Origin of the sequence: Sphingomonas aquatilis (genome assembly GCF_014196115.1) — a bacterium.
Classification (GTDB): Bacteria; Pseudomonadota; Alphaproteobacteria; order Sphingomonadales; family Sphingomonadaceae; genus Sphingomonas; species Sphingomonas aquatilis.
In genome coordinates this window covers 330,313-353,117 of sequence record NZ_JACIDB010000003.1, presented here as the reverse complement: position 1 = coordinate 353,117, position 22,805 = coordinate 330,313, and the positions used below count along the sequence as shown (strand labels likewise).

The 22,805-nt window shown below is 66.0% G+C and carries 32 protein-coding genes; 11 read left to right on the top strand and 21 right to left on the bottom strand.

Going from position 1 to position 22,805, the window contains the following annotated elements:
- Nucleotides 1-123 precede the first annotated feature (123 nt).
- Nucleotides 124-540 (top strand): endonuclease domain-containing protein, encoded by a 417-nt coding sequence (locus GGR47_RS10280; RefSeq protein WP_147036221.1) that lies wholly within the window; start codon nt 124-126, stop codon nt 538-540.
- A gap of 74 nt (nt 541-614) precedes the next feature.
- On the opposite strand, the gene GGR47_RS10275 is transcribed toward GGR47_RS10280, so the two are convergent.
- Complete coding sequence (locus tag GGR47_RS10275) at nt 615-863, bottom strand: DUF2171 domain-containing protein (RefSeq protein ID WP_043060737.1); 249 nt, start codon at nt 861-863, stop codon at nt 615-617.
- A 74-nt stretch (nt 864-937) separates the two neighbouring features.
- Here GGR47_RS10275 and GGR47_RS10270 point away from each other — a divergent pair, with 74 nt between their 5' ends.
- From GGR47_RS10270 to GGR47_RS10255, 4 genes are read left to right on the top strand one after another with little or no spacing between them, the layout of a single operon-like run.
- Entirely contained in the window at nt 938-1,138 is a 201-nt protein-coding gene (locus GGR47_RS10270; protein WP_147036222.1) for a hypothetical protein, read from the top strand.
- Nucleotides 1,135-1,398: a hypothetical protein gene (locus GGR47_RS10265; RefSeq protein ID WP_147036223.1), complete on the top strand. Its 264-nt coding sequence runs from the start codon at nt 1,135-1,137 to the stop codon at nt 1,396-1,398. The genes GGR47_RS10270 and GGR47_RS10265 overlap by 4 nt, the downstream gene beginning before the upstream one ends.
- Nucleotides 1,399-1,420: 22 nt before the next feature.
- Entirely contained in the window at nt 1,421-2,482 is a 1,062-nt protein-coding gene (locus GGR47_RS10260) for a ribonucleotide-diphosphate reductase subunit beta (protein WP_017979546.1), read from the top strand.
- A gap of 6 nt (nt 2,483-2,488) precedes the next feature.
- A complete protein-coding gene (locus GGR47_RS10255; protein WP_147036224.1) occupies nt 2,489-3,136 on the top strand; it encodes a DUF4145 domain-containing protein in 648 nt (215 codons plus the stop codon).
- A 159-nt stretch (nt 3,137-3,295) separates the two neighbouring features.
- On the opposite strand, the gene GGR47_RS10250 is transcribed toward GGR47_RS10255, so the two are convergent.
- From GGR47_RS10250 to GGR47_RS10240, 3 genes are read right to left on the bottom strand one after another with little or no spacing between them, the layout of a single operon-like run.
- A complete protein-coding gene (locus GGR47_RS10250; protein WP_147036225.1) occupies nt 3,296-3,583 on the bottom strand; it encodes a type II toxin-antitoxin system RelE/ParE family toxin in 288 nt (95 codons plus the stop codon).
- Nucleotides 3,573-3,746, bottom strand: coding sequence for a hypothetical protein (locus GGR47_RS10245; RefSeq protein ID WP_167509744.1), 174 nt, complete (start codon nt 3,744-3,746; stop codon nt 3,573-3,575). The genes GGR47_RS10250 and GGR47_RS10245 overlap by 11 nt, the downstream gene beginning before the upstream one ends.
- A gap of 46 nt (nt 3,747-3,792) precedes the next feature.
- Nucleotides 3,793-4,218, bottom strand: a complete 426-nt coding sequence (locus GGR47_RS10240; protein ID WP_147036226.1) for an ExbD/TolR family protein — start codon at nt 4,216-4,218, stop codon at nt 3,793-3,795.
- Nucleotides 4,219-4,336: 118 nt separating this feature from the next.
- Here GGR47_RS10240 and GGR47_RS10235 point away from each other — a divergent pair, with 118 nt between their 5' ends.
- Both GGR47_RS10235 and GGR47_RS19135 read left to right on the top strand, forming a co-directional pair.
- On the top strand, nt 4,337-4,522 hold the full coding sequence (locus GGR47_RS10235) for a hypothetical protein (RefSeq protein WP_147036227.1): 186 nt from the start codon (nt 4,337-4,339) through the stop codon (nt 4,520-4,522).
- 176 nt (nt 4,523-4,698) lie between these two features.
- Entirely contained in the window at nt 4,699-5,346 is a 648-nt protein-coding gene (locus GGR47_RS19135) for a hypothetical protein (protein WP_244305066.1), read from the top strand.
- 48 nt (nt 5,347-5,394) lie between these two features.
- On the opposite strand, the gene GGR47_RS10225 is transcribed toward GGR47_RS19135, so the two are convergent.
- From GGR47_RS10225 to GGR47_RS10200, 6 genes are all read right to left on the bottom strand, one after another.
- Complete coding sequence (locus tag GGR47_RS10225) at nt 5,395-5,730, bottom strand: HNH endonuclease (protein ID WP_244305068.1); 336 nt, start codon at nt 5,728-5,730, stop codon at nt 5,395-5,397.
- A 115-nt stretch (nt 5,731-5,845) separates the two neighbouring features.
- Entirely contained in the window at nt 5,846-6,505 is a 660-nt protein-coding gene (locus GGR47_RS10220) for a hypothetical protein (protein WP_017979552.1), read from the bottom strand.
- A 349-nt stretch (nt 6,506-6,854) separates the two neighbouring features.
- On the bottom strand, nt 6,855-7,196 hold the full coding sequence (locus tag GGR47_RS10215; RefSeq protein WP_147036228.1) for a DNA primase: 342 nt from the start codon (nt 7,194-7,196) through the stop codon (nt 6,855-6,857).
- Between the two features lie 54 nt (nt 7,197-7,250).
- Nucleotides 7,251-8,519 carry a multidrug effflux MFS transporter gene (locus tag GGR47_RS10210; RefSeq protein ID WP_043060723.1) on the bottom strand — a complete coding sequence of 423 codons (1,269 nt, stop codon included), beginning with the start codon at nt 8,517-8,519 and terminating at the stop codon, nt 7,251-7,253.
- Between the two features lie 73 nt (nt 8,520-8,592).
- Nucleotides 8,593-9,048, bottom strand: coding sequence for a peroxiredoxin (locus GGR47_RS10205; RefSeq protein WP_147036229.1), 456 nt, complete (start codon nt 9,046-9,048; stop codon nt 8,593-8,595).
- Nucleotides 9,041-11,731: a bifunctional [glutamine synthetase] adenylyltransferase/[glutamine synthetase]-adenylyl-L-tyrosine phosphorylase gene (locus tag GGR47_RS10200; RefSeq protein ID WP_183949535.1), complete on the bottom strand. Its 2,691-nt coding sequence runs from the start codon at nt 11,729-11,731 to the stop codon at nt 9,041-9,043. The genes GGR47_RS10205 and GGR47_RS10200 overlap by 8 nt, the downstream gene beginning before the upstream one ends.
- Before the next feature lie 73 nt (nt 11,732-11,804).
- On the opposite strand from GGR47_RS10200, the gene GGR47_RS10195 reads away from it, so the two are divergent.
- Nucleotides 11,805-11,975 carry a hypothetical protein gene (locus GGR47_RS10195; RefSeq protein ID WP_167509764.1) on the top strand — a complete coding sequence of 57 codons (171 nt, stop codon included), beginning with the start codon at nt 11,805-11,807 and terminating at the stop codon, nt 11,973-11,975.
- A 21-nt stretch (nt 11,976-11,996) separates the two neighbouring features.
- Here GGR47_RS10195 and GGR47_RS10190 read toward each other — a convergent pair whose 3' ends face one another.
- The 3 genes from GGR47_RS10190 to GGR47_RS10180 form a co-directional block, all read right to left on the bottom strand.
- Complete coding sequence (locus GGR47_RS10190; protein ID WP_017979558.1) at nt 11,997-12,653, bottom strand: sigma-70 family RNA polymerase sigma factor; 657 nt, start codon at nt 12,651-12,653, stop codon at nt 11,997-11,999.
- A gap of 99 nt (nt 12,654-12,752) precedes the next feature.
- Nucleotides 12,753-12,890 (bottom strand): hypothetical protein, encoded by a 138-nt coding sequence (locus GGR47_RS10185; RefSeq protein ID WP_024310409.1) that lies wholly within the window; start codon nt 12,888-12,890, stop codon nt 12,753-12,755.
- 95 nt (nt 12,891-12,985) lie between these two features.
- Entirely contained in the window at nt 12,986-13,795 is an 810-nt protein-coding gene (locus GGR47_RS10180; protein WP_043060725.1) for a response regulator, read from the bottom strand.
- A gap of 243 nt (nt 13,796-14,038) precedes the next feature.
- Between GGR47_RS10180 and GGR47_RS10175 the strand changes: the two genes are divergently transcribed.
- The 3 genes from GGR47_RS10175 (at nt 14,039) to GGR47_RS10165 (ending at nt 16,224) form a co-directional block, all read left to right on the top strand.
- Nucleotides 14,039-14,209: a NepR family anti-sigma factor gene (locus tag GGR47_RS10175; RefSeq protein WP_017979561.1), complete on the top strand. Its 171-nt coding sequence runs from the start codon at nt 14,039-14,041 to the stop codon at nt 14,207-14,209.
- 62 nt (nt 14,210-14,271) lie between these two features.
- Nucleotides 14,272-15,810: a sensor histidine kinase gene (locus GGR47_RS10170; RefSeq protein ID WP_147036691.1), complete on the top strand. Its 1,539-nt coding sequence runs from the start codon at nt 14,272-14,274 to the stop codon at nt 15,808-15,810.
- A 279-nt stretch (nt 15,811-16,089) separates the two neighbouring features.
- Complete coding sequence (locus tag GGR47_RS10165; RefSeq protein WP_147036690.1) at nt 16,090-16,224, top strand: entericidin A/B family lipoprotein; 135 nt, start codon at nt 16,090-16,092, stop codon at nt 16,222-16,224.
- Between the two features lie 66 nt (nt 16,225-16,290).
- Here the strand turns inward: GGR47_RS10165 and tatC are convergent, their stop codons facing one another.
- Genes tatC through argS form a run of 8 tightly spaced genes read right to left on the bottom strand, consistent with a single transcriptional unit; the run spans nt 16,291 to nt 22,589 of the window.
- Nucleotides 16,291-17,070, bottom strand: coding sequence for a twin-arginine translocase subunit TatC (gene tatC, locus GGR47_RS10160; RefSeq protein WP_147036689.1), 780 nt, complete (start codon nt 17,068-17,070; stop codon nt 16,291-16,293).
- Complete coding sequence (gene tatB / locus GGR47_RS10155; RefSeq protein ID WP_017979565.1) at nt 17,067-17,474, bottom strand: Sec-independent protein translocase protein TatB; 408 nt, start codon at nt 17,472-17,474, stop codon at nt 17,067-17,069. Before tatB ends, tatC begins: the two co-directional genes overlap by 4 nt.
- 29 nt (nt 17,475-17,503) lie before the next feature.
- Entirely contained in the window at nt 17,504-17,743 is a 240-nt protein-coding gene (locus tag GGR47_RS10150; protein ID WP_017979566.1) for a twin-arginine translocase TatA/TatE family subunit, read from the bottom strand.
- Nucleotides 17,744-17,770: 27 nt separating this feature from the next.
- Nucleotides 17,771-18,349 carry an SMC-Scp complex subunit ScpB gene (scpB, locus tag GGR47_RS10145; protein WP_147036688.1) on the bottom strand — a complete coding sequence of 193 codons (579 nt, stop codon included), beginning with the start codon at nt 18,347-18,349 and terminating at the stop codon, nt 17,771-17,773.
- A complete protein-coding gene (locus GGR47_RS10140; RefSeq protein ID WP_147036687.1) occupies nt 18,346-19,071 on the bottom strand; it encodes a segregation and condensation protein A in 726 nt (241 codons plus the stop codon). The genes scpB and GGR47_RS10140 overlap by 4 nt, the downstream gene beginning before the upstream one ends.
- A gap of 10 nt (nt 19,072-19,081) precedes the next feature.
- Complete coding sequence (locus tag GGR47_RS10135; protein ID WP_147036686.1) at nt 19,082-20,083, bottom strand: glycoside hydrolase family 3 N-terminal domain-containing protein; 1,002 nt, start codon at nt 20,081-20,083, stop codon at nt 19,082-19,084.
- A 59-nt stretch (nt 20,084-20,142) separates the two neighbouring features.
- Nucleotides 20,143-20,862, bottom strand: a complete 720-nt coding sequence (locus tag GGR47_RS10130; protein ID WP_017979570.1) for an SPOR domain-containing protein — start codon at nt 20,860-20,862, stop codon at nt 20,143-20,145.
- The gene (gene argS / locus GGR47_RS10125) at nt 20,862-22,589 is read right to left on the bottom strand and encodes an arginine--tRNA ligase (protein WP_147036685.1); all 1,728 of its coding nucleotides are present in this window, start codon (nt 22,587-22,589) and stop codon (nt 20,862-20,864) included. The genes GGR47_RS10130 and argS overlap by 1 nt, the downstream gene beginning before the upstream one ends.
- Nucleotides 22,590-22,805: the final 216 nt, after the last annotated feature.

The window sequence follows — 22,805 nt, the reverse complement described above, 5'->3', positions numbered from 1 at the left end:
CCACCCGCTGACGCGGGCGGGCCCCTCCCTCTCCCGGGGGGAGAGGGGTGAGGTGCCGCCAATTCCCTCTCCCCCTGGGAGAGGGAGGGAGCGCCCGTCAGGGCGCGGAAGGGTGAGGGTGACATGCGATACGAAGACGCACCGTCCGGCACCGTCCAACGCGCCCGAAACCTACGCCGCAATGCCCCCGAGCCCGAACGCCACCTGCTCCGCGCGCTCCGCAACGCCTATCCGCATCTGAAATGGCGCCACCAGGCGCCGCTGGGACCTTTCTACGCCGACATGCTGTGCTTTTCCGAAAAGCTGGTCATCGAGGTCGACGGCGACACCCACGCCGGCGCGGAAGGCTCAGACGCGTCCCGCGCAGGTTTCATGGCCCGTGAAGGCTACAGAACGATCCGCGTCTCGAACACGGACGTGATGACCAATCTCGACGGCGTGATCGAACACATCTCCTTCTCCCTCCGGGAGAAGGAAGGAGCGGCGAAGCCGCGGAAGGATGAGGGTGTCGCACCAAAGAAAAAGGGCGGCACCGCATGAGCGGCACCACCCTCACCCTTCCGCCGCCTGACGGCGGCTCCCTCCCTCTCCCGCCGGGAGAGGGAGACGGCCCATCACGCCTCTTCGAACATGTCCTGGGCGTTCTGCGCGGTGGCCGACAGGCGCACCGTGTCGCCTTCGATCTCGGCGACCAGGCCGGCCGGCAGGTAATGGTGCTTGGCGCCCTGCCCGTCTTCGGTGCTGGGGCTGTCGTTCTTGGTGAGCTTGATGCGCTCGCCTTCGACATGGTCGACGGTGCCGACGTGGACGCCGTCCGCGCCGATGACCTTCATATGTTCCTTGATGTTGCTGTGATCGTGCATCATGCGTCTCCTGGCTTGGGTTCGGCGGTGAAACGACCCGTGTTCCAAATGGATGCATCGGAGGCGCAGCACTGATGCCGCGCGAGAGCCTCATCATGTTCGCCGTCGCCGCGGTGCTAGGCCTCGCCGGCCTGTGGCTGCTGCTCCAGCTGCGCACGCCCCAGGGCCCGGCGCGCGTCTACGTCTATCGCATGGCCGGCATCATGATGGTCGCCGGCGGCATCGTCCTCGGCTTTTCAGCCTATGCAATGTGGCAATGGAGCGCGCACGGATGAGCGCCCTGTTCATGCTGCCGTTCATCGTCACGATCGGCGTCGCCAAAACGATCGACGGCTATCGCTGGAGCCGGCTTGACCAGAACCCGTGGGCAAATGCCCCGCTCGGTGGACTGTTCTCAGGCCCCGGCCCTGGCCTGCTACCCCGACATCTCACCGTCGCGCAGATCAATGCCCGCGGTCGCCGCGCGGTCATTACCGCGCCGATCGTGACCCTCCTTGTCTGCCTTTTCTACCTTCACACTTTCCATTATTTCTAATCGCTTATCCCGGAGTAACCCCATGTCCCTCCTCCAAGCCTCCAAGCAGTACAAGCCGTTCGAATACCCCTGGGCGTTCGAATTCTGGAAGCGTCAGCAGCAGCTCCACTGGCTCCCCGAAGAGGTGCCGTTGGGTGAGGATTGCCGCGACTGGGCGCAGAAGCTGACCGATCACGAGCGCAACCTGCTGACGCAGATCTTCCGCTTCTTCACGCAGGCGGACGTCGAGGTGCAGGATTGCTACCACGAGAAATACGGCCGCGTGTTCAAGCCGACCGAGATCAAGATGATGCTGACCGCGTTCAGCAACATGGAGACGGTCCACATCGCCGCCTACAGCCACCTGCTCGACACGATCGGCATGCCCGAGAGCGAGTACGGCGCCTTCCTCGAATATGCCGAGATGAAGGAAAAGCATGATTACATGCAGAACTTCGGCGTCGACAGCGACGAGGACATCGCCCGCACGCTCGCCATGTTCGGCGGCTTCACCGAAGGCGTGCAGCTGTTCGCCAGCTTCGCGATGCTGATGAACTTCCCGCGCTTCAACAAGATGAAGGGCATGGGCCAGATCGTCAGCTGGTCGGTGCGCGACGAGTCCCTGCACTGCGAAGGCATCATCAAGATGTTCCACACCTTCGTGAAGGAACGTCAGTGCCTGACCAAGGCGGTGAAGGACGATATCGCCGACGTCTGCCAGACTACGATCCGGCTCGAGGACAATTTCATCGACCTCGCGTTCGAAATGGGCCCGGTCAACGGCATGACGCCCAAGGAGATCAAGAAGTACATCCGCTACATCGCGGACTGGCGCCTGGGCCAGCTCGGCCTGAAGCCGATCTACATGATCGACGAACACCCCCTGCCCTGGCTCGCCCCGCTGCTCAACGGCGTCGAGCACGCCAACTTCTTCGAAACCCGCGCGACCGAATATTCGAAGGCCGCGACCAAGGGCCAGTGGAACGACGTCTGGGACAGCTTCGACAAGCGCCAGAAGGCCAAGGCGGTCAAGCCGGCGAACGAGGATCTGGGGCTGCTGGACGGCGGCGACATGTTCTCGCGGGCTGGTGTGGCGGCGGAGTGAATCAAGATGTCCACTGAGCTTCAGCACGACTGTCCGCACTGCAATACCAAGCTTGCTGGATTCAGAATGCTTGGCCAGTGGCCATCAACGATTAGTGGGGCCCACGCAAATATTGTTAGCGTTTGCCGCGTATGCGCCAACGGGCTACTAATTTTATCACTTGATATTGGTTCGTCTGCACACCCGGATGTGACTCAATATGTGAGTCATTATCCGGGCACCCGTTTTAAAATATTGGCTACATGGCCGAGCATCGCATCCTATACGCTTGCCGATGTTCCTGAAAACGTTGAGCACTATTATCAGCAGGCCATGGAAAATCAGGCAGCTCAACGATGGGATGCTGCCGGAGCCATGTTTAGAAAGTCGTTAGACGTAGCAACGAAATTAATCAGCCCCGAAGCACGGACAGCAACGCTTTTCAAGCGAATCGAACTACTTGTCACTGCTGGTCATCTAACACCGGCCATGGGCGAGTGGGCTCACGAAATTCGCTTGGAAGGCAATGATGCGGTTCATGATGAAACACCAGAGACGCATGATGATGTTGCTGCAATGCAAAAGTTTGCCGAGGCTTTTCTCACATATGTATTCACTCTGCCAAAATTAGTAGAAAGAAATAGAGCAAAGCGGCATAAGTCAATTGCAGCTTAACGCGCGAAGAATACTTATCGCCTGATATCAAAGCGGCACTTAATACAAACGTGCTTAGAGGACATGAAGATCGGAGCATTTTGCAACAGGCACGTAAAGTAGGCGTAACGCCGCCCTAACCTGCGCTTACCTCTTCATTCGTCGCCGACTCTAATCACGCTAAGCCAGCGGCGGATACCGCCGCCGCGTATGCAGCACGGTCAGCACATCGATCTCGCTTTCCGAGGCGATGGCGTACACGATCAGATAGGGCAGGCCGACGACCGAAAACTCCCGCGTTCCGTCCACCTGACCGACACGACCTAGAAACGGAAACTGCCCGAACATCATCGCCGTCTGCGCGATCCGGCTGACCACTCGATCCGCTGCGGCGCGATCGTCTTCAGCGATCCAGTCGCGGATCGCCTGAAGGTCATCCTGCGCTTGCGGCGTGAAGTTAACCCTCAAGCGAGAGGTTTCGCAGCACCTGATCCACCGGGATCATCGCAGCGCGATCGCGGCTCTGCTCCAGCCCCCGCTCGATCTTGGCGCGCTTCCACGCGTCGTACCCGGACTCGGTCGCGACCGGTTCGGCGTCGAGTTTGTCGCGCTGATCGACCACGGATGCCATGCTAGAAGGATACCTCATCCGCAGCTGCAATGTAAGACCCGCGCCCTCACTCCACCATCGCCTCATTCCCCGCGAACCCCAGCCGCGTGATCCCCGCGCGCTTCACCTCGGCGAGCACCGCGTCGAACCGGGCGTAGCGCGCCTCCGGGTCGGTGCGCATCACCAGCAGCGCCTTGGGGTCGGCGTCCAGGGCCTTGAACCGCGCGGGCATGCCGGCGTCGCTCAGGCCCACGCCATCCAGCGTCACCGTGCCGTCGCGCGCCAGCACCAGCGGGTGCGTCACGGTTTCGGACGGCGGTGCCTTGCCCTGCGGCAGGTCGATCGGCACTTTGTGCAGCACCGTCGGCAACGTCAGGATCATCATCACCAGCAACACCAGCATCACGTCGATCAGCGGCGTGATGTTGAGGTCGGACAGCGGCGCGTCAAAGGCGGCGCCGGCCGGGGCGGAGAAGGCACGCTTGCGTGGCATCCTGACGTCTCCTTATCGATGTGATGGTAGACCATCACGATGCCTGTCCGTCGTCAAGGACGGCGATTAACCCTCCCCCGCAACCGTCCGGCAACACGGGCCGGGCCAGACTGGTGCGATGCTCCCCAACCCGCGCCTCTTCCGCAGCCGCTGGGCGGCGCTGCTCTGGGCGGGCGGCGTCCTGTGGTTCGCCTATGACGTCGCCGGATCGGCGCCCGCCGGCAACGGCGCCGCCACCGATGCGACGGCCACCAGCGCCAATGCCGCCGACGTCGCCGCCGTCGCCAACCTGCTCGCCCCCTGATCGCGCGCACCGGGGCTGCGCCGCGGCAGTCCGGCATGGCCTGTTGGATCGCACCGCGCCCGCCGCCCGGCCAAGCCGCTGACCGATGGCGGCTTTTCCTGCGTCCCACGACGCCCCCTGTCCTACACGCCCGATCGCGCGTAGCTGGATCGGCTCCTCGAACAGGAGCATCGTGTATGTCATCCTTCCCCGACGACGATCCCGGCCCCATCCCGCGCTCGCATGCGGACGACAACGCCTTCGACCCACCGTCCTATCGCCGGCCCAAGCGCAAACCCCCGCCCCGCGCGCCGCGCGAGATCGTCGAGGATCGCCTGACCGTCGAGCTGCGCCGTCGCCACGACGGCTGGACCGCGGAACGCCAGCGCATCTTCCTCAACACGCTGGCCAACACCGGCCGCGTCACCGAAGCGGCCGAGATGGCGGACATCACGCCGCGCTCCGCCTATCGCCTGCGCAACCATCCGAAGGGCGCGGCCTTTGCCAAGGCGTGGGATGCCGCGATGATGCGGGCCAGCGGCCGATTGCTCAGCGTCGCGATGGAGCGCGCGATCAGCGGTACGCCGCAGGTCGTCTGGCGCGAAGGCCGCATCGCCGCCGAAATCTGCCGGCCGTCGGACCGGATGCTGATGTTCCTGCTGCGGCACCTCAATCCGGGGCTGTTCGATTCACGCGATGCGGCGAACCTGCGGGCGCATCATCTCGCCGTGCGCGCGATGGGCTTCGGACCGGCGATGGAGGCGATCACCGACACCGATGTCGAGGCGGACCTGATCGACATCGACGATTACCGCCCGCACCCGCCGCCCGAACACGAACCGTAAAACACGTGCGTCGGCGTGACTTTTGTGACTTTTCGAACCGTCCGCGGCTCAGCGTCGCCGCCGCACCGGCACCTGGAAATCGGCGGGCTTGTCGGCGATCCACGCCAGAAACCGCGCGATGTCGGGATGCGCGCGCAGCACGGTGGGCTCGGCATAGTCGCGGGCCAGCTGCGCGTTGGGCAGGGTCGCATGGATGGTGCGGTGGCAGATCGGATGGACCGGCGCGGTCACGCGGCCGCCTTCGGATTTGGGGACCAGATGGTGCCACTCCACCTTTGCGCCCAGCGGCCGCTCGCACAGCGCGCACGTCGCGGGCGCCGTGGTGCGGGCGGCCAGGGCCTCGGCGGCGGCCAACCCCGCCTTGCGCTTCACGCGTCCGGTCATCGCCCGGATATAGGGACGCCCGCGCCCCGCCCCAATGCAAAGGGGGCGGACCTGCCCGCAGCAGATCCGCCCCCTCGCGTGTCAGTCGTCACCCGTTGCCGGGTGCGTCATGCACTTAGAAGTGCGCGACCACGCCGCCCATCGGACGGAAGCTGTGCGCGTTGTCGAAGGTCGACACTTCGAGACGCAGGCGCAGGCCCGAATTGCCGGTCAGACCGCCCAGACCGATGTCCTTCGGGCCGACTTCGGTGCCGATGCCGTACACGGTCGCGTGATAGTCACGCTTCAGGTCGCCCTGCACGCCCGGTGCGAAGTTGTTGAAGTTGTTCCAGCGGTAGCCGACCTTACCGTAGAACAGGCCGCTGTCGCCGGCGCGGAAGCCGAAGCGGCCGTACGCGCCATACTGCCAGTCGATGTCACCCGACACGCCCTTGGCGACCGCGCCCTCGGCGCCGACGAACACGGGGCCCAGCGGCACGTTGAAGCCGACGATGCCTTCGATCAGCGCGCCGTCCAGGTTATAGCCCTTGGGCTGCGCGGGGATGCCGGCGACGGTCTGACGATCGAACTGCTCCCAGCCGCCCATCACGGCGACATAGGGCTCGATACCGAAAGCGCGCGTGCCGTCCGGAGCCTTGGGCGCGGTGTCGGCCTGCGCGTCGACGGGGGCCGGCGCGGTCGCGTCGGTCGTCGCGGTGGTCGACATGTCCTGCGCGAAGGCAGGGACGGCAAAAGACGCTGCCGCAACGGCGGCCGCGAGGGCGAGCTTACGCATGATGTGAATACCTTTATTGCCTCAACTCGGGCGGCGGGGACCGTGTCCACTCGCTGCCCAGGCCCCTCCAAACACGGAGATTACGGCTTTGTTGCAGCGCGGGACGGCTTTTACCGGATCGGCCGGGAAACGTGACAAACTTGCCACAGTTCCTGTCTAGCCGATGAACGAAAGCGCGCAATTGCAAGGCATATGCCCTAGTCGCGCCGCAATTTCGCTGTGACGGAAATATCAAGGCGCCGGCAAATCTACTAACGCAGGTGCGAAAGGATCGGGGCCAGACGTGGCTACGGCGCCACCTTCCGGGCGGAAGGCAGCGCCGTCAGCATATGATGGAACGGGGGGACGATCAGGGCCGCAGAGCGGCGTCGTCGGCGTCGTCCAGCGTGTCGTTGTCGGTCGCGCCGGCGTCGAAATCGTCCTGCGCGTCGTCCTCGTCCATGTCGGCTTCGTCCATGGTCACGCTGGCGTCGGTCTCGCCGACCTCCTCGGAATCCATGTCGACCTCGTCGATCGATTCGTCCTCGACATCGTCATCGCCCAGGTCCGGGTTCAGATCGGTCAGGACCAGGCCGTCGCTGGGGCCGTTGCGCGTCGCCTCCAGGATTTCGGCGCGCTGGCTCTCGTCATAGCCTTCCTCGTCATAGCCGTCGTCGCCCGACCCGTGGCTCTGCACCTGATGTCCACCCATCGTATCTCTCCTGGATTACCCGGGTCGAACGGCGGGGATGCGGGCCGGGTTCCGTCAGGCGGGACGGAACAGGCGGAACCGCTCGGTGATCGCGACGACCAGCAGCGACATCAGGCCGCAGATCAGGAACCCCGCGGCCAGCGGCGCGGTGGTGCCGTTGAAGGCCTGCCCGATGACGACGCCCACCACGGCGCCGACGGTGATGCTGGTGAACCCCTGCACGCTGGAGGCGGTGCCGGCGATCCCGCCCATATTCTCCATCGCCATCGACGAGAAGTTGGACGTGGCGAGGCCGAAGCACCCCATGGTCAGCGCCTGCAACACGACGAAGCCGACCAGCGTCTCATATCCGGCGAGCGCGATGGCGAGGTGGATCGCGCTCAGCACCACCAGCATCGTCACCGCACTATGGCTGATCAGCCGCGTGCCCAGCCGCATCACCAGCCGCGCATTGGTCAGGTTCGCCCCCGCCATCAGCGTCGCGGTCACGGCGAACATCACCGCGAGCAGCTTGGGCCGGTCGAACGTATCGAACATGATCTGCTGCACCGAGTTGAGGTAGCCGTACAGCGCCCCCATCAGCGACGTCGACGCCAGCGTATACCCCAACGACAAACGGTCGCCGAGCGTCTGCTTCCACCCCGCCCAGATCCGCGACACCGACAGCGGCTGCCGCGCTTCGGGGCGCAGTGTCTCGGGCATCCGGACAAAGAACCACATCCAGATGCCGAGGCTGAGCCCCGCGACCACCCAGAAGATGCCGCGCCAATTGGCGAACAATAGCACCGTCTGCCCGAACGCCGGGGCCATGACCGGCACGACCATGAACACCATGAACGCGATCGACATCACCCGCGCCATCGGCCGGCCGTGATAGCAATCGCGCACGATCGCCACCGTCGCCACCCGCGTCGCCGCGACCATCGCACCGCCGAACACGCGCGCCGCGAGCAGGAGCGTGAAGCTCGCCGAGACCGCGCAGGCGATATTGGCGACCACATAGCCCCCGATCGCCCACAGCAGCACCGCCCGCCGCCCATAGCGATCGGCCAGCGGCCCATGCGCCAGCTGCGCGATGCCGAAGCCCAGGATGAAGGCGGTGATGATGAACTGGCGCTGGTTCTCGGTCGCCACGCCCAGCGACCGCCCCATCGCCGGCAGCGCGGGGAGCATCGAGTCGATACCCAGCGCCGCCAGCGACATCAGCGCCGCCACCAGCGCGACGAACTCGACGAAGCCGATCGGGGCGCCCGCAGGTTCCGGGGCAACGATGGACGGGGCGCCGGCAACGGCCGGCGCGGTGGACAAGGTCTGACGGGTCACGATGGCTTCCCTGTAGGCGCAAGCGACGCGAACAGGAACCCGCTACGGCACCGATGGTGCCGCCGGCCCGCCGTCAGAGCGCGCGCACCGCCTCCAGTACGGCAGCAGCATGGCCCGGCACCTTCACCTTGCGCCACGCGCGCACCAGCGTGCCGTCAGCACCGAACAGGAAGGTCGCGCGCTCGATTCCCATATACGTCTTGCCGTAGAGCTTCTTCTCGCCCCACACGCCGAAGGCCTCGCAGACGCTGCCGTCCTCATCGCTGCCCAGGGTCACGATCAGGCCATGCTTGGCGATGAACTTGGTATGCGCGGCCGGTGAATCCTTGCTGATCCCCATCACACTTGCGCCCGCGGCGGCGAAGTCCTCGGCCAGCGCGGAGAAATCCTGCGCCTCGCGGGTGCAGCCGCTGGTGTCGTCCTTGGGGTAGAAATAGACGACGGCCGGCAGCGGCAGATCGGTCAGCCGGATCGTCTGACCATCGGGGGTCGTCACGCTCACCGCCGGGATCGGCGCGCCGTCATCCATCACATCCTCCTATCATGCCGCGCCATGCGGCCTCTACCTCCTGCCGCGTCGCTGCAAAGGCGGCAAGCACCGCCGGCCAGTCGGGCAGCCGCAACGCCCGCGCGATCAAAGCTTGCGTCGCGGGCGGCGGCTCCTGCGCATCCGGCGCGACCAGTCGCAGCGTCACGAGCAGCCGCGTCAGCAGATCGTGCGCGGTCAACAGCCCATCGGGCAACGCCCCCGCTGCGGTCAGCGTTGGGATGGCGACGCGCAGATCGGGGTCGAAGCCGCTCCGATGCAGCAGCTGCGCCAGATGCACGGTGAACTCCAGATCGACGAGCCCTCCCGGCAGTAGCTTCGCGTCGAGCGGCCCGGCGGGCGGCTTGTGCCGCGCCATATCGGCCCGCATCGTCGCCGCCTCTGCGGGCAGATCCCGCTCGGGCCGCGCGCCCTCCAGCACCTCGGCGATCACCCCGGTGACGGCCGCACGGGCCGCGGGCGATCCGAACACCGGCCGCGCCCGCGTCAGCGCCATATGCTCCCACGTCCAGGCGTCCTCCCGCTGATAGCGCGCGAAGGACTCGACCGACACCACCAGCGGCCCTTGCGTTCCCGACGGCCGCAGCCGCGTATCGACCGGATAGAGCGGCCCCGCCGCCGTCGGCACCGACAGCGCGGCCGTGATCCGCTGCGCCAGCCGATTATAATAGAGCGTCGCACCCAACGGCTTCGCGCCATCCGATTCCGCCGCAAAGTCGCCGGTGAACAGATAGACGAGATCGAGATCGCTGGCATGCGTCAACGCACCACCGCCCGTGCGACCGAAGGCAAGGATCACCAATTCACTGTCCGGCACCCGGCCATGTGCCCGCGCGAATTCGGCGACCGTCCCCGCCGCCAGCACCTCGATCGCCGCCTCTGCCAGCCGCGCATAACCGCCCGCCGCGTCGAGCGGGTCCGCCGCCCCCGCGACGATCTGCGCCCCCACGGCAAAGCGCTTCTCGCCGACCAAGCGCCGCACGGTATCCAGCAGCGCCTGATAATCGCCCTCGTCCGCCGCCCCCAATTCGGTGGCCAGTTCGGCAACGCTGCCCAGGGGTTCGAACGCGCTCGCGTCGATCAACCAGTCGATCAGTTCCGGCCGTGTCGCCAGAGCGTCGGCGAGCGGCGCTGCATGGCTGAGGATCGTCGCGAGCAACGTCGCCAGCCCCGGCCGCGCCTCCAGCAAGCGGAGGATGTTGATCGCGCTCGACAGCCGCTCGAACAGGACATCCAGCCGCAGCAGGGCCGCGGCGGGGTCCGGCGCCCCGGCCAGCGCCGGCATCAGCACCGGCAGCACCGCCTCCAGCGCCGCACGCGCCGCCGGGCTGCGCAGCGCGGGATAGCGCCCTGCCCGCCACCCTGCGATCCGCGCGGCGGCCTTGCTCGCCCCCTCGCCGTCTGCCGCGAACCCCGCCGTCTCGAGCCAATCGGCCAGCGCCTGTGGCTCGTGCGGCAGCCCCGCCGCCTGCCCGTCGTCGAGCGCATCATAAATACGCCCGGCGGTCGCCACCGGTTCGCGCAACAGCTCGACCAAGTCTGCGCCGTCCGCCAGCCCATGAAGTCGCGCCACCCCGTCCAGCGCCTCGCCGGTCGGCAGCGTGTGCGTCTGCCGATCGTCCACCATCTGAACGCGATGCTCGATCGTGCGCAGCAAGGTGTACGATTGGGCGAGCGCGGCAGCCTCGTCCGCGCCGATCCAGCCGGCCCCGGCGAGTGCCGCCAATCCATCGCGCGTCGCCGGTGCCCGCAGCGCAGGATCGCGCCCGCCATGGATCAGTTGATGGATCTGCGCGAAAAACTCCGCCTCGCGGATACCGCCCCGCCCCCGCTTCAGGTCGTAGCCGGGGCCGAAGCGTTGACCGCTCGCATAATGGTCGCGGATGCGCCGCGACAGGTCGCGGATTTCGCCGATCGCGCCAAAGTCCAAACCGCGCCGCCACACGAACGGTCGGATCGCGTCGAGGAAATAGCTGCCGAGCGCCTTATCACCAGCCGCTACCCGGGCCCGGATGAACGCCGCCCGTTCCCACGCCAGCGCCTGACTTTCGTAATAGCCGATCGCCCCTTCGACCGGCAGCGCGATCGGCGTCGCTTCGGGCGATGGCCGTAGCCGTAGATCGACGCGCAGCACATAGCCGTCGCCGTCGCGCGCCTGCAGCAACTCGACGACACGCTTGGCGACCCGCACCGCCGCCTCTTCCGGTTCCTCACGCGCCCGGTGCGGCAGCGTTCTGGGGTCGAACAGCAGGATCGGATCGATGTCGGACGAATAATTGAGCTCGCGACTGCCCTGCTTGCCCAGCGCGATCGCGACGAAGCCGCGCGGCTCCTCCCCCGGGGTACGTTCCGCAATCGCGGCACGGATCGCGCGATCGAGCGCTGCGTCGGCGAAATCCGTCAAGGCGTGTGTGACCGCGGTGAGATCGAGCGCCCCGGCCAGATCGCCGATCGCTACCGACAGCGCCAGCGCTCTCCGATCCAATCGCAATTGCCGTGCAACTGGCATATCCGCCTCGGCGCTAGTGAATCCCAGCTCGATCTGCCCCGCCGCCAGTCGCTCCGCCAGCACTGGCTCACGATCAAGTAGCAGCGACAGGAACGGCGCATGTGACCGCGCGCGCTGGATGGCGTCGGTAAAATCGGGGCCAGAACCGGGGGGCATCGCGTCACATCCTTCGCGAACGACCGGTTTCGTTCGCACGCAACAATTCGCGTATCCGGCCGTTGGAACGATTATGAACGCCGATGCGCATCCCGTCGAGAAAAGCCGTCAGGGCGACTATGTCGTCCGTCGCCCGCGCTCGACCGACGCACTCGGCCATAGCCTGCGCGGCGCATTCGGAAGTCCCGGCATACCCGATGACTTCGCGGTGCTATTGAAGCGGATCGATAGCGCGACGCATTGATTCCCGCCAGCAGCGGGTGCCTCAACGCCCGCGGCTGAGCTCGTCGACTTCACCCATGATCGTATCGAGCGCCGTCTTATTGACGTCCTGCTCGTGCTCGCGGCGCGACGGCAGCGTGCCATCGTTCAGGATCGTTTCCAGCGCCACACGCCCACGCGCGACGCGGCTCTTGATGGTGCCGACCGCGACCTGACAGATTTCGGCGGCTTCTTCATAAGCGAAACCGCCGGCGCCAACGAGGATCAACGCCTCGCGCTGCGGCTGCGGCAGGTGGAGCAAGGCGCGCTGCATGTCGCCCAGTTCGACGTGACGATCCTGGCTTGCCGGAGCCGCCAGAATGCGGTCGGCGACCAGATCGTCCCACTCGCCCTTGAAGCGCGCACGCCGCATCTGCGACAGATATAGATTGCGCAGGATGATGAAGGTCCAGGCACGCATATTCGTACCGGCCTGGAAGCGCTGACGCGCCGCCCATGCCTTCAGCAGCGTTTCCTGAACAAGATCGTCGGCGAGATCGCGGCTGCCCGACAACGAGCGACCGAAGGCGCGCAGATGCGGGATGACCTGCGCCAGCTGTTTCTTGAACTCGGGATCCGACAGCGCAACGTGTTCGACCGGCTCGACCACCGCATCGTCGTCATCGTCATACTGGTCATCACGCGTAGCGGGCTGGGTCATGCAAATCCGTTCGAAGCCGGGAACAACATCGCCGCCTGTCTGGCGAAAATAGGTGTCTCTTCCGGCAAATACCAGTCGTGCGGCCGAAAAGCCTTGCGGTCAGCGCAAGATCAGAAAGGCGAATATGGCGATGACGAGCACCAGCGAAATGCCGAGCACATAGCGGGCAACTCCCGGAGTCGCGCCCGCACGGGCCTCGGTTGCGGTGACATGCACTGGTTCGTTCGGATCAGCCATGATCATCAAACCCCCGAAACCCGTTTTGGGTCCGTAACTTTTCGTCAATGCCTCACGGGCGGGCGGGACAGAGCCCGACCACGCCCGCTACGCCGTCACGCAACCGCCGTCGGCACCGTCGCTTCGTCGAAGAACAGCGCCTGACTGATCGCCGCCTTCACCGTCGACCGCTGGAACGGCTTGGTGATGAGGAACGTCGGCTCGGGCCGCTCGCCGGTCAGCAGACGCTCAGGGAAGGCCGTGATGAAGATCACCGGCACTTCGAATTCGGCGAGGATATCCTTCACCGCGTCGATGCCCGAGCTGTCGTCGGCCAGCTGGATGTCCGCCAGCACCAGACCGGGGCGATCCTCCATCGCCAGCGCAACGGCTTCGTCGCGGGTGACGGCAACGCCGGTCACCTCATGGCCCAGATCACGCACGATCGTCTCGATATCCATCGCGATGATCGGCTCATCCTCGATGATCAGCACGCGCGCACGCGTCTGCTTCTCGATCTCGGCCAGCGCCTCGGCGACCAGAGTTTCCACCTCGCTGGTGTCGACTTCGATCAAATAGGCGGCGTCCTCGGGCGAGAAGCCTTCCATCGCGGTCAGCAGCAGCGCCTGTCGCGACAGCGGCGTCATGCGAGCGAGGCGCGCGCGCGCCACCGCTTCGGTGCCCTCGGCATCGCTCTGCGACGTCTGCGCTTCACCATCGGCATTGGCCGACGCCCAGATACCCTGGAACATGCGATACAGGCCAAGCCGCGGATCGACGTCGCGCGGGAACTGGTCCGGCGCCGCAACGATCGCCTCCAGCGTCGCACGGACGTATTTGTCGCCTTGATTCTGACTGCCGGTCAGGGCCCGGCCGTAGCGCCGCAGGAAAGGAAGGTGCGGTGCGAGTTGCTGTCCAAGCGACATGGGTCGTGTTCACTCCCTGAGATACTGAACGGGCACCCCATCTGAGCGGGCGCCCGTACCTTTACAACGGTGTTTGTCGAAGAACCCACCCGCCCCCTCGGACCTGCGGAATTTTCGCGCTGCAATGGAACCAACGAACGCGACTTTGGTTTCATCGCCACTTGAACGGCCAGACCGCACCTGCAAAGCGGGGCCGTTCGTGTAGCGTCGACTGCCCGGGTTCAGCCGGGTCACCAGGGGGACATGTTGGATTTGCCCGGCAACAAGGACAAGAAGGCGTCTTCCAAGAAGTCTCCTGCCAAGGTTCAGAGCAAGGATCGCGACATGGGCGCGGCCCTGCGCTCGGCCTATCAAAAGACGATCGAGGAACAGGTGCCGGACGAAATGCTCGACCTGCTGAACAAGCTCGCCTAGCAGGGGGCATGGCCTCCCAACCCGACGCAGCCTCTCTACCGCGCCGTACGGCGATGGCCCCCATGTCCATGCTGTCGCGCCTGCCGACTGGCGCCAAGCTCTTCATCACGCTCAGCGTCGCGCTGCTGCTGCTCGCTTTGATTGCGATCGGTGCGACATTGCAGACCGGCCGGACCGCGGACGCAGAGGCGCGCGCCCGGCTGCGCATCGCCGCCAACGAAAGTGCGCGCAGTATCGCCATCGAGCTTGTCGGCGACATGACCGCCTTGCGCGTCGCCGTCACCGCACTGCAGGCCGACGCCGGTGACGCGCCCAGCTGCGCCCGTGCGCAGGGAGTGTTCGCGCAGCAATCGACGATCGGCACGCGCTTCTCGATCGTCGATCGCAATGGCCGGTTGCTGTGCGGCGAACCGTTCGATGCCAATGTCGCGCTGGATACCAGCACCCCGGTCGGCGCGGCGATCATACCCGATCGCGGCCTGATCCTGTCACTGCCGGGCTTGCGCCATGGTCCCTCGGCGCGCGTCTTCTTCCCCAAAGCCTTTCTGACGCAACTTGCGGCCCCCGGCACGCGGGCGATGCCGCTCGCGAGCGCGCTGGTGCATGACGACGAAACGCTGACCCTCTCGCGCATTCCTGACCTTGGGGCGTTCGACCGGGTCGAGACGGTACAGACCGATCTGGGCCTCGGCGGCCTGGCGTTGCGCACCAGCATCCGCAGCGCACCGATCACCTCGTCCTTCCTCGTGGCACTGATGCTGCCCCTGCTGATGTGGGCCGCTGCGGCAGGCTTGTCGTGGTTCATCGTCGACCGGCTGCTGATCCGGCCGCTGCGCGTGCTCCGCGCAAGTGTCGCTGCCTACACGCCTGGTGAGGTCATCGATCCGGGCAAGCTAGGCCCCCTCCCCGCCCAAGAGATCCGCGAATTGGGCGACACCTTCCGCGCGATCAGCCGCACGGTCGCGCTGCACGAGGCCGGCCTGGCGGAGGCGGTGGTGCGTCAGACCAAGCTGACGCGCGAAGTTCACCATCGCGTGAAGAATAATCTTCAGGTCATTTCCAGCCTGATCAACTTTCACGCCCGCGGCGCACCCAGTCCTGATGCGACAGCAGCCTATGCCTCCATCCAGCGCCGCGTCGATGCGCTCGCAGTGGTCCACCGCAACCATTTCGCCGAGATGGAGGACAATCGCGGCCTCAACCTGCGATCGGTGATCGGCGAACTCGCCTCCAATATCCGCGCGACCGCACCGGAAGGGGCCACCAGCCTGTCGATCGTACTGGATGTCGATCCCTATCTTGTGAACCAGGACGTCGCCGTCGCCGTTGCCTTCCTCGTCACCGAGACGATTGAATTGGCGATGAATTGCGATGCCGCCGCCCAGGTCCGGGTCGCAGTCAAACCCGGCGAGGACGATAAGAAAGCAAAGCTGCGCGTCGTCTCGCGCGCCTTCGTGGAAAGCGAACGCCTAGAGACGTTGCTGTCGACCCGCTACGGCCGCGTGATCGAGGGCCTTTCGCGGCAGCTGCGCGCGCCCCTGCACCACGATCCGATGACCGGCGCCTATGAAATCGCGATCGCCGTGATGGGCCGCGATTGACGGCTTATCGACGATAAAGATTCGTAAAAATTCGCCACCCGGCGTGGAACCGTGGTCCGTCGGCCGGGTTATGCACTGCGGATCGCGACCTTATGCCCCCCGCTCTCGCGATCCACGACATAGGCCCGGAAGCATCCACCCTCCCCCCCCCCGGTGATGCTTTCGGGCCTTACTCATTTCCAGCCGGAAAACTTTCGTCTCCCTGCCCGCTCAGTTGCGGAGCCGGAACGAATGGCCCGACCGATCATTGTTCTCGGGCCATCACGTTCAGGAGGTTTTATGCGCAAGGTTTTCGGTTTCGCCGTCGTCGCGGGCGCGCTCATGGTCAGCGCGTGCAACACGGTGGAAGGCGTCGGCAAGGACGTCAGCTCGGCGGGCCAGACGGTCGCCAAGACGGCCGACAAGTCCAAGTAAGCCTTCGGGCTCAGCCTCACCCGGCTGCGCAGGGTCTTCGCTCCTCGATGAGCGGAGGCCCTTTTCCTATGCCTCGACGATATCGGTGCCGGTATCCTTGCTGCGGCGACGCTCGGTGAACCAGATACCGATGATGGCGAGTTCATAGAGCAGGATCAGCGGCACCGCGAGCAACACCTGGCTCATCAGGTCGGGCGGCGTCAGCACCGCCGCGATCGCCGTTGCCGCAACGATGGCATAGCGGCGCGCGCCGATCAGCTGCTTGCGCGTCACGATACCCGCGCGCTCCAGCAGCATCAGCAACACCGGCAGCAGGAAGGCGAGACCGAAGGCGAACAGAAACTGCATCACGAACGACAGGTAGTAGCCGATGCCCGGCAATGCCTCCTGCTGCACGCCGCCGATGTTTCCCTGGAAGCCCAGCAGGAAATGCAGCGCCATCGGGATCGCCATATAATAAGCGAGCGCCGCGCCGGCGATAAACAGCACTGGTGTCGCGAGCAGGAACGGCAGCAACGCGCGCTTTTCCTTACGGTACAGGCCCGGCGCGACGAACTGCCACAACTGATTGGCGATCACCGGAAAGGCGATCATCATTGCCGCGAAGAAGGCGACCTTTACCTTGACGAAGAACGCTTCGAAGATCTGCGTATAGATCAGCGTCTTCTGCCCCACGGCCAGCAGCGGCTGGACGAGGAAGGCGAAAATGTTCTCGGCAAAGAAATAGCTGACGCCGAAGGCCAGCACGATCGCGACGATGCAATAGAGCAGGCGACGGCGCAGTTCGATCAGGTGATCGAGCAGGGGCGCGCGGCTGGCGTCGATCTCGTCTTCCACGTCACTCATGACGGCGTAACGTCGGACTGTGGGGCGGGTTTATGCTCGGGCGCCGGGGCAACCACCGGCTTTTCCACCATAACCGGCTCTGCCTCGTCATGCTGGACCTCATGCTGCCCGGCAGGCGTCGGCGCGGGCGAGACACCCGCGGCCGCCTCGGACTCTGCATCCGAGGTCATCGGATGCTCCGCCATGATCCGCGCATTTTCGGCGGCCCAGCGCTTTTCCATCTCGGCCAGTTCCGCCTCACGGACCATATTGTCGAAGCCCTGCCGAAATTGGCGCGAGACGCCGCGCGCCTTGCCGACCCAATAGCCGACGACGCGCATCGCCTTTGGCAGGTCCTTCGGCCCGATCACGACAAGCGCCACGATCGCGACCAGCAGGAACTCGCTCGAATCGATGTTGAACATGGACGCCGGATACTATCGGGCGACGCGGATCAACGCTGTTCGTCGCGGATGCGGTTACCGTCGCGATCGAACGCGGGGTCGGCAGTCTTCTGCGCCTCGATGCGCGCGGCAGGCTTGGCGGCCGCGTCGTCGTCCTCTGCCATGCCCTTCTTGAAGTTCTTCACACCCTTGGCGACGTCGCCCATCAGGTTCGAGAACCGCCCGCCACCGAGCAGCAGGATCGCGACGACGGCGAGGACGAGCAGATGGATCGGGCTGAAGCTGCCCATGGCATATCTCCTAGAATGCCCAACTATCTAGTCGCTCTCATCGTCCTTTGCCACCTCCAAAGCTTCCTCCAGTGCAAGATCGACGGGGTCGAGCAAGCCGGCGGCGCGCAGGTCGTCGATGCCCGGCAGATCACGTCGGCTGGAAAGCCCGAAATGCGCGAGGAAACCGGGCGTCGTCGCGAACATCAGCGGTCGCCCCGGCACCTCGCGGCGACCCGCGGGGCGCACCCAGCCTGCCTCCATCAGCACGTCGAGCGTGCCCTTGGCGGTCTGCACGCCGCGGATCGCCTCGATCTCGGCGCGCGTGACGGGCTCGTGATAGGCGATGATCGCCAGCGTCTCGGTCGCTGCACGGCTGAGGCGGCGCGACTCGTCGCGGTCGCGGCGAAGCAGGTGCGCCAGATCGGGCGCGGTCTGGAAATGCCAGCGCCCACCGCGGTGGACCAGCGTAATGCCCCGCCCCGCATAGTCCTGCTCCAGCCGGGCCAGCGCCGCGCGCACGTCGATGCCGCCGACATGCGCACGGATCGTATCGATTCCCAACGGTTCGGCGGCGGCGAACAGCAACGCCTCCACCGCCCGCGCGCCATCGTCCGGTGGCGTCATGTCAGCGCCCGGACGTAGAGCGTCGCGAACGCGGCCTGCTGGCGGAGTTCGACGCGCCCCTGCTTGGCGAGCTCCAGCGCGGCCAGGAACGACGAGGCGAGCGCCGACTTGCGCAACCGCCCCGACCCTTCCGGCAGGAAACTCTCGAGCATCGACCAGTCGAGCCGCTCGCCGACGAGGCGCGCCACGCGCTCCAGCGCCGCCTCGAGCGTCATCACCTCGCGATCGGCGACGACATGCATCACGGGCCGCGTTCGCGCACTGACCCGGCCGTAGGCTGCGATCAGGTCATAGATTTCCGCCTGCCATTGCGCATGGCGGATCGTTCGCAGCCCCTCCGGCGCGGCACGCACGAAAACGTCACGGCCCAGCCGGTCGCGCGCCATCAGTCGCGCGCCCGCCTCGCGCATCGCCTGCAGCCGTTCGAGGCGTAGTTGCAGCCGCAGCGCCAGTTCCTCGGGGTCCGCTTCGTCCTCCGCCTGGCGCGGCAGGAGCAGCGCGGATTTCAGATACGCCAGCCATGCCGCCATCACGAGGTAATCCGCCGCGACTTCCAGCTGCACCGACTGCCGTTGGTGGATGTAGCGCAGATATTGCTCGACCAGCGCCAGGATCGAAATGCTGCGTAGATCGACCTTTTGCGATCGCGCCAGCGTCAGCAGCAGATCGAGCGGCCCTTCCCAGCCCTCGAGGTCGAGCGTCAGCTGTTCGGGTTGCGCCACCGATCCGCCGTCAGGCCAGCGCGAGGAAGGCGTCGCGTCGTGCGACCAGCTCCGTGAATTCGCCCTCGGGCGCACCGACGCTCGCCATCGCCGTGTCCAGCCGCGCGCGTGACGCGTCGTTGATCGACCCCAGCCGCCCGGCAATCTCGATCATCTCGTCCATCCGCGCCCAGCAGTCGAGAACGAGGTCGCATCCCGCCGCGATCGCGCCTGCCGCCTTTTCGCCTGCGGTGCCCGACAGCGCCTTCATGTCGATGTCGTCGGTCATGAGCAGTCCGTCGAAGCCGATCATCCCGCGGATCACATCGTTGACGATGGTCGGGGAGAGCGTCGCCGGGCGCTCGGCATCCCAAGCCTCGAACACGATGTGGGAGGTCATGCCCATCGGCGCATGACGCAGCGTGCGGAACGGTTCGAGGTCCGCCTCCAGTGCCTCGGCCGACGCGCTGACTGTGGGGAGCAGATGGTGGCTGTCCACCACCGCGCGGCCATGGCCCGGCATATGCTTCACGACGCCGACGACCCCACCGGCCGCCAGCCCCTCCAGCATCGCACGCCCCAAGGCGGCGACCTGCATCGGCTCGGCGCCATAGGTCCGGCAACTGATCGCCTCGGTCGTATCGGGCTGAGCGATGTCGAGAATGGGCGCGCAATCGACGGTGATGCCGACTTCTGCCAGCATCAGGCCCAACGCCTGCCCGTTGGCGCGCATCGCCTGGATCGCCGACATGGGTGCAACGTCGTACAATTTGGCGAAGGCCGGACCGGCAGGGAACGACGGCCATTCGGGCGGCCCCATCCGCGCGACACGGCCGCCTTCCTGATCGATCAGGATCGGCAGGCGATCGTTGCCCGACAGCGCCCGCAGCGAATCAGTCAGCGCCCGCACCTGTTCGCGGGTCGCGATGTTGCGCTTGAACAGGATGTAGCCGGCGGGCTCCGCCTCGGTGAAAAAGGCGCGTTCGTCGGGGGAGAGCTCTAGGCCGGCGATGCCAAAGATGACGGGCTTCATGCCGGACCGGTTAGCGCGGACGCCGCCAATATGCGAGCGCCGCGCCACCGCATCACGCCTCAGCTGGCGACGAAACAGCTTTCGCCGGCGACGCGCAGGCGGCCGCAGATGTCCGCCGCCTGATTGGCGCTGCCCGCATTCACGCGCAGGCGGTATAGCGTGCGGCCGCCGATCGCGACCGACTGGACCGATTTGCCGAGCGGCGCGAGATAGCTGAACCGCTTGGAAAAGCCGGTCCATGCCGTGTTCGCCGCCGCCTCGCTGGGATAGGCGCCGAGCTGGACCAGCGAGCCGCTGGCCGCCGGGCCCGCCGCCGCGCTACGCTGCGCGCTCACCGGCTGTGCCGCGACAAGGCGACCGCCCGAAGCCGGCACCTGCGCCACCGCATTGGCACCGCCCGTACCGCTGGGCTTGGCGGTCGGCGCGACACGATGCCCGTCGATCGGCTTTTCGGGCACCGCGCTCAAGTCGATCGACCCGTTGCCCGCCTTGCCGGCGCTGGTCGCGATGGCGGCATTGCCCTCGCCCTTCACCTTCAGGCCGCCGGGATCGTCGGGCTTGACCTTATAATCACCCTCCTGCGCGGCGATCAGATCGCCGTCGGGGGTGGCGCGGTTCTGCAACTTGTAGATGCCGAAGATGATCGCGGCGAGTACGGCCAAGCCCAGTACGACCAATGCGAGCACCTTGCCGATAGGTGCGCCGCGCTCCTCGTCCGGCTCGACCGTTTCGAGCCAGGGCAGCCGCTCCTCGTCGCGCAGGTCCAGACCGTCCGTCATCACTTCATCTCCGAAACCGCGACAACACCCATGATGCTGAGGCCATTACGAATAATCTGTGCAATGGCGCTCGCCAAGGCGAGACGCGCACGCGTGGCATCATGATCCTCGACCACCAGGAAACGCCGCTCAGGACGGTCGTTGCCGACGTTCCACAGGGCATGGAACGAAGCAGCTAAGTCATACAGATAAAAGGCGATTCTGTGCGGCTCGCGTGCCGTCGCGGCGGTTTCGACGATACGCGGGAATTGCGCCGCCAGCTTCACCAGCGCCAGCTCTTCCGTATCAAGCCGGGACAGGTCGGCACCCTCGGCCGCGATCCCCGCTTCGTCGGCGCGGCGATGGAGCGAGGCGACGCGGGCGTGGGCGTATTGGACGTAGAAGACCGGATTGTCCTTCGACGCCTCGACCACCTTGGCGAAGTCGAAGTCCATCTGCGCGTCCGACCGCCGGGTCAGCATCGTGAAGCGGACGACGTCCTTGCCGACTTCGCGCACGACGTCGGCGAGCGTCACGAAATTGCCGGCGCGCTTCGACATCTTCACCGGCTCGCCGCCGCGCAGCAGGCGGACCATCTGGACAAGCTTGACGTCGAAGCGCGTCTCGCCCTCGGTCAGCGCGGCGACCGCGGCCTGGATGCGCTTGACGGTGCCGGCATGATCGGCGCCCCAGATGTCGATCAGCTGGTCGGCCGACTGGCTCTTCTGGAAATGATAGGCGAGGTCGGCGCCGAAGTACGTCCACTGGCCGTTCGACTTCTTGATCGGGCGATCCTGATCGTCGCCGAATTGCGTCGAGCGGAACAGGGGCAGCTCGACAGGCTCCCAATCCTCGGGGGTTTCGCCCTTGGGGGCTTCGAGCACGCCGTCGTAAACCAGGTCGTGATCGCGCAGCCATGCTTCGGCGGCTTCGGGCTTGCCCGCCGCCTGCAATTCCGCCTCCGACGAGAACAGGTCGTGGTGGATACCGAGGAGGGCGAGATCCTCCTTGATCATGACCAGCATTGCCGCGACCGCGCGGGTGCGGAACAGCGCGAGCCATTCGCCTTCCGGCGCCGACGCATAGCGGTCACCAAATTCGTCGGCGAGCGCCTTGCCGACCGGGACCAGATAGTCGCCCGGATAGAGGCCTTCGGGGATCGCGCCGACGTCTTCGCCCAGCGCCTCGCGGTAGCGCAGGTGCGCCGAGCGGGCGAGCACGTCGACCTGGCCGCCGGCGTCGTTGACGTAATATTCGCGGATCACATCGTGGCCGGCGAATTCGAGCAGGCTGGCGAGCGCATCGCCGACCACCGCGCCGCGGCAATGGCCCATGTGCATCGGGCCAGTCGGGTTGGCCGAGACATATTCGACGTTGACGCGCACGCCCTTGCCGCTGGTCGAGCGGCCGTAATCGTCGCCCGCCGCCGCGATCTGGGTCAGTTCGTCGCGCCACGCCGCGTCGGTCAGGCGCAGGTTGATGAAGCCGGGGCCGGCGACGGTCGCTTCCGCCACTTCGTCCAGCGTGCCAAGTTCGGCCGCCAGCGCTTCGGCGAGCGCACGCGGGTTGGTCTTCGCGGGCTTCGCAAGCACCATCGCGGCGTTGGTGGCGAGGTCGCCATGCGTCACGTCGCGCGGCGGCTCGACCGTCACGTTGCGGCGGTCGAGATCGGCGGGCAGCGTGCCGGCGGCGACCAGGGTATCGAGGGCCGCGGCGACATGCGCGGCAAAGCGGGTGTAAAGCGTCATGAGCGTCCGTTCGGCGAAAGCGCCGCGCTCTACCGCAAGACGGGGGTGGGTTCAAATCGCCCGAACATAGACAACAGGAACACCTTGGGCGAAACGATCCGGGGTTATCGTTTGCGGTTGCGAGACAGTGAGAACGAGCCGTGTGAGACCATAGCCTGCGCTCGGGTGACGGCGTGGGCGATGAGGCAGAAACTTGCCCTGCAGGACAGAGCCGCT

Coding starts and splice junctions, on each gene's coding strand:
- GGR47_RS10130 (WP_017979570.1), bottom strand. CDS start 20,862: ATGACGGACGGTCTGGACCTGCGCGACGAGGAGCGGCTGCCCTGGCTC.
- GGR47_RS10215 (WP_147036228.1), bottom strand. CDS start 7,196: ATGGGTGGACATCAGGTGCAGAGCCACGGGTCGGGCGACGACGGCTAT.
- GGR47_RS10135 (WP_147036686.1), bottom strand. CDS start 20,083: ATGAAGCCCGTCATCTTTGGCATCGCCGGCCTAGAGCTCTCCCCCGAC.
- GGR47_RS10275 (WP_043060737.1), bottom strand. CDS start 863: ATGCACGATCACAGCAACATCAAGGAACATATGAAGGTCATCGGCGCG.
- GGR47_RS10180 (WP_043060725.1), bottom strand. CDS start 13,795: ATGTCGCTTGGACAGCAACTCGCACCGCACCTTCCTTTCCTGCGGCGC.
- GGR47_RS10255 (WP_147036224.1), top strand. CDS start 2,489: ATGTCCACTGAGCTTCAGCACGACTGTCCGCACTGCAATACCAAGCTT.
- GGR47_RS10150 (WP_017979566.1), bottom strand. CDS start 17,743: ATGGGCAGCTTCAGCCCGATCCATCTGCTCGTCCTCGCCGTCGTCGCG.
- GGR47_RS10195 (WP_167509764.1), top strand. CDS start 11,805: ATGAACGCCGATGCGCATCCCGTCGAGAAAAGCCGTCAGGGCGACTAT.
- GGR47_RS10165 (WP_147036690.1), top strand. CDS start 16,090: ATGCGCAAGGTTTTCGGTTTCGCCGTCGTCGCGGGCGCGCTCATGGTC.
- GGR47_RS10240 (WP_147036226.1), bottom strand. CDS start 4,218: ATGCCACGCAAGCGTGCCTTCTCCGCCCCGGCCGGCGCCGCCTTTGAC.
- GGR47_RS10260 (WP_017979546.1), top strand. CDS start 1,421: ATGTCCCTCCTCCAAGCCTCCAAGCAGTACAAGCCGTTCGAATACCCC.
- argS (WP_147036685.1), bottom strand. CDS start 22,589: ATGACGCTTTACACCCGCTTTGCCGCGCATGTCGCCGCGGCCCTCGAT.
- GGR47_RS10280 (WP_147036221.1), top strand. CDS start 124: ATGCGATACGAAGACGCACCGTCCGGCACCGTCCAACGCGCCCGAAAC.
- GGR47_RS10190 (WP_017979558.1), bottom strand. CDS start 12,653: ATGACCCAGCCCGCTACGCGTGATGACCAGTATGACGATGACGACGAT.
- GGR47_RS10220 (WP_017979552.1), bottom strand. CDS start 6,505: ATGCGTAAGCTCGCCCTCGCGGCCGCCGTTGCGGCAGCGTCTTTTGCC.
- GGR47_RS10235 (WP_147036227.1), top strand. CDS start 4,337: ATGCTCCCCAACCCGCGCCTCTTCCGCAGCCGCTGGGCGGCGCTGCTC.
- GGR47_RS10265 (WP_147036223.1), top strand. CDS start 1,135: ATGAGCGCCCTGTTCATGCTGCCGTTCATCGTCACGATCGGCGTCGCC.
- GGR47_RS10225 (WP_244305068.1), bottom strand. CDS start 5,730: ATGACCGGACGCGTGAAGCGCAAGGCGGGGTTGGCCGCCGCCGAGGCC.
- tatB (WP_017979565.1), bottom strand. CDS start 17,474: ATGTTCAACATCGATTCGAGCGAGTTCCTGCTGGTCGCGATCGTGGCG.
- GGR47_RS10205 (WP_147036229.1), bottom strand. CDS start 9,048: ATGGATGACGGCGCGCCGATCCCGGCGGTGAGCGTGACGACCCCCGAT.
- scpB (WP_147036688.1), bottom strand. CDS start 18,349: ATGACGCCACCGGACGATGGCGCGCGGGCGGTGGAGGCGTTGCTGTTC.
- GGR47_RS10175 (WP_017979561.1), top strand. CDS start 14,039: ATGTTGGATTTGCCCGGCAACAAGGACAAGAAGGCGTCTTCCAAGAAG.
- GGR47_RS10185 (WP_024310409.1), bottom strand. CDS start 12,890: ATGGCTGATCCGAACGAACCAGTGCATGTCACCGCAACCGAGGCCCGT.
- GGR47_RS10245 (WP_167509744.1), bottom strand. CDS start 3,746: ATGGCATCCGTGGTCGATCAGCGCGACAAACTCGACGCCGAACCGGTC.
- GGR47_RS19135 (WP_244305066.1), top strand. CDS start 4,699: ATGTCATCCTTCCCCGACGACGATCCCGGCCCCATCCCGCGCTCGCAT.
- GGR47_RS10270 (WP_147036222.1), top strand. CDS start 938: ATGCCGCGCGAGAGCCTCATCATGTTCGCCGTCGCCGCGGTGCTAGGC.
- tatC (WP_147036689.1), bottom strand. CDS start 17,070: ATGAGTGACGTGGAAGACGAGATCGACGCCAGCCGCGCGCCCCTGCTC.
- GGR47_RS10170 (WP_147036691.1), top strand. CDS start 14,272: ATGTCCATGCTGTCGCGCCTGCCGACTGGCGCCAAGCTCTTCATCACG.
- GGR47_RS10200 (WP_183949535.1), bottom strand. CDS start 11,731: ATGCCCCCCGGTTCTGGCCCCGATTTTACCGACGCCATCCAGCGCGCG.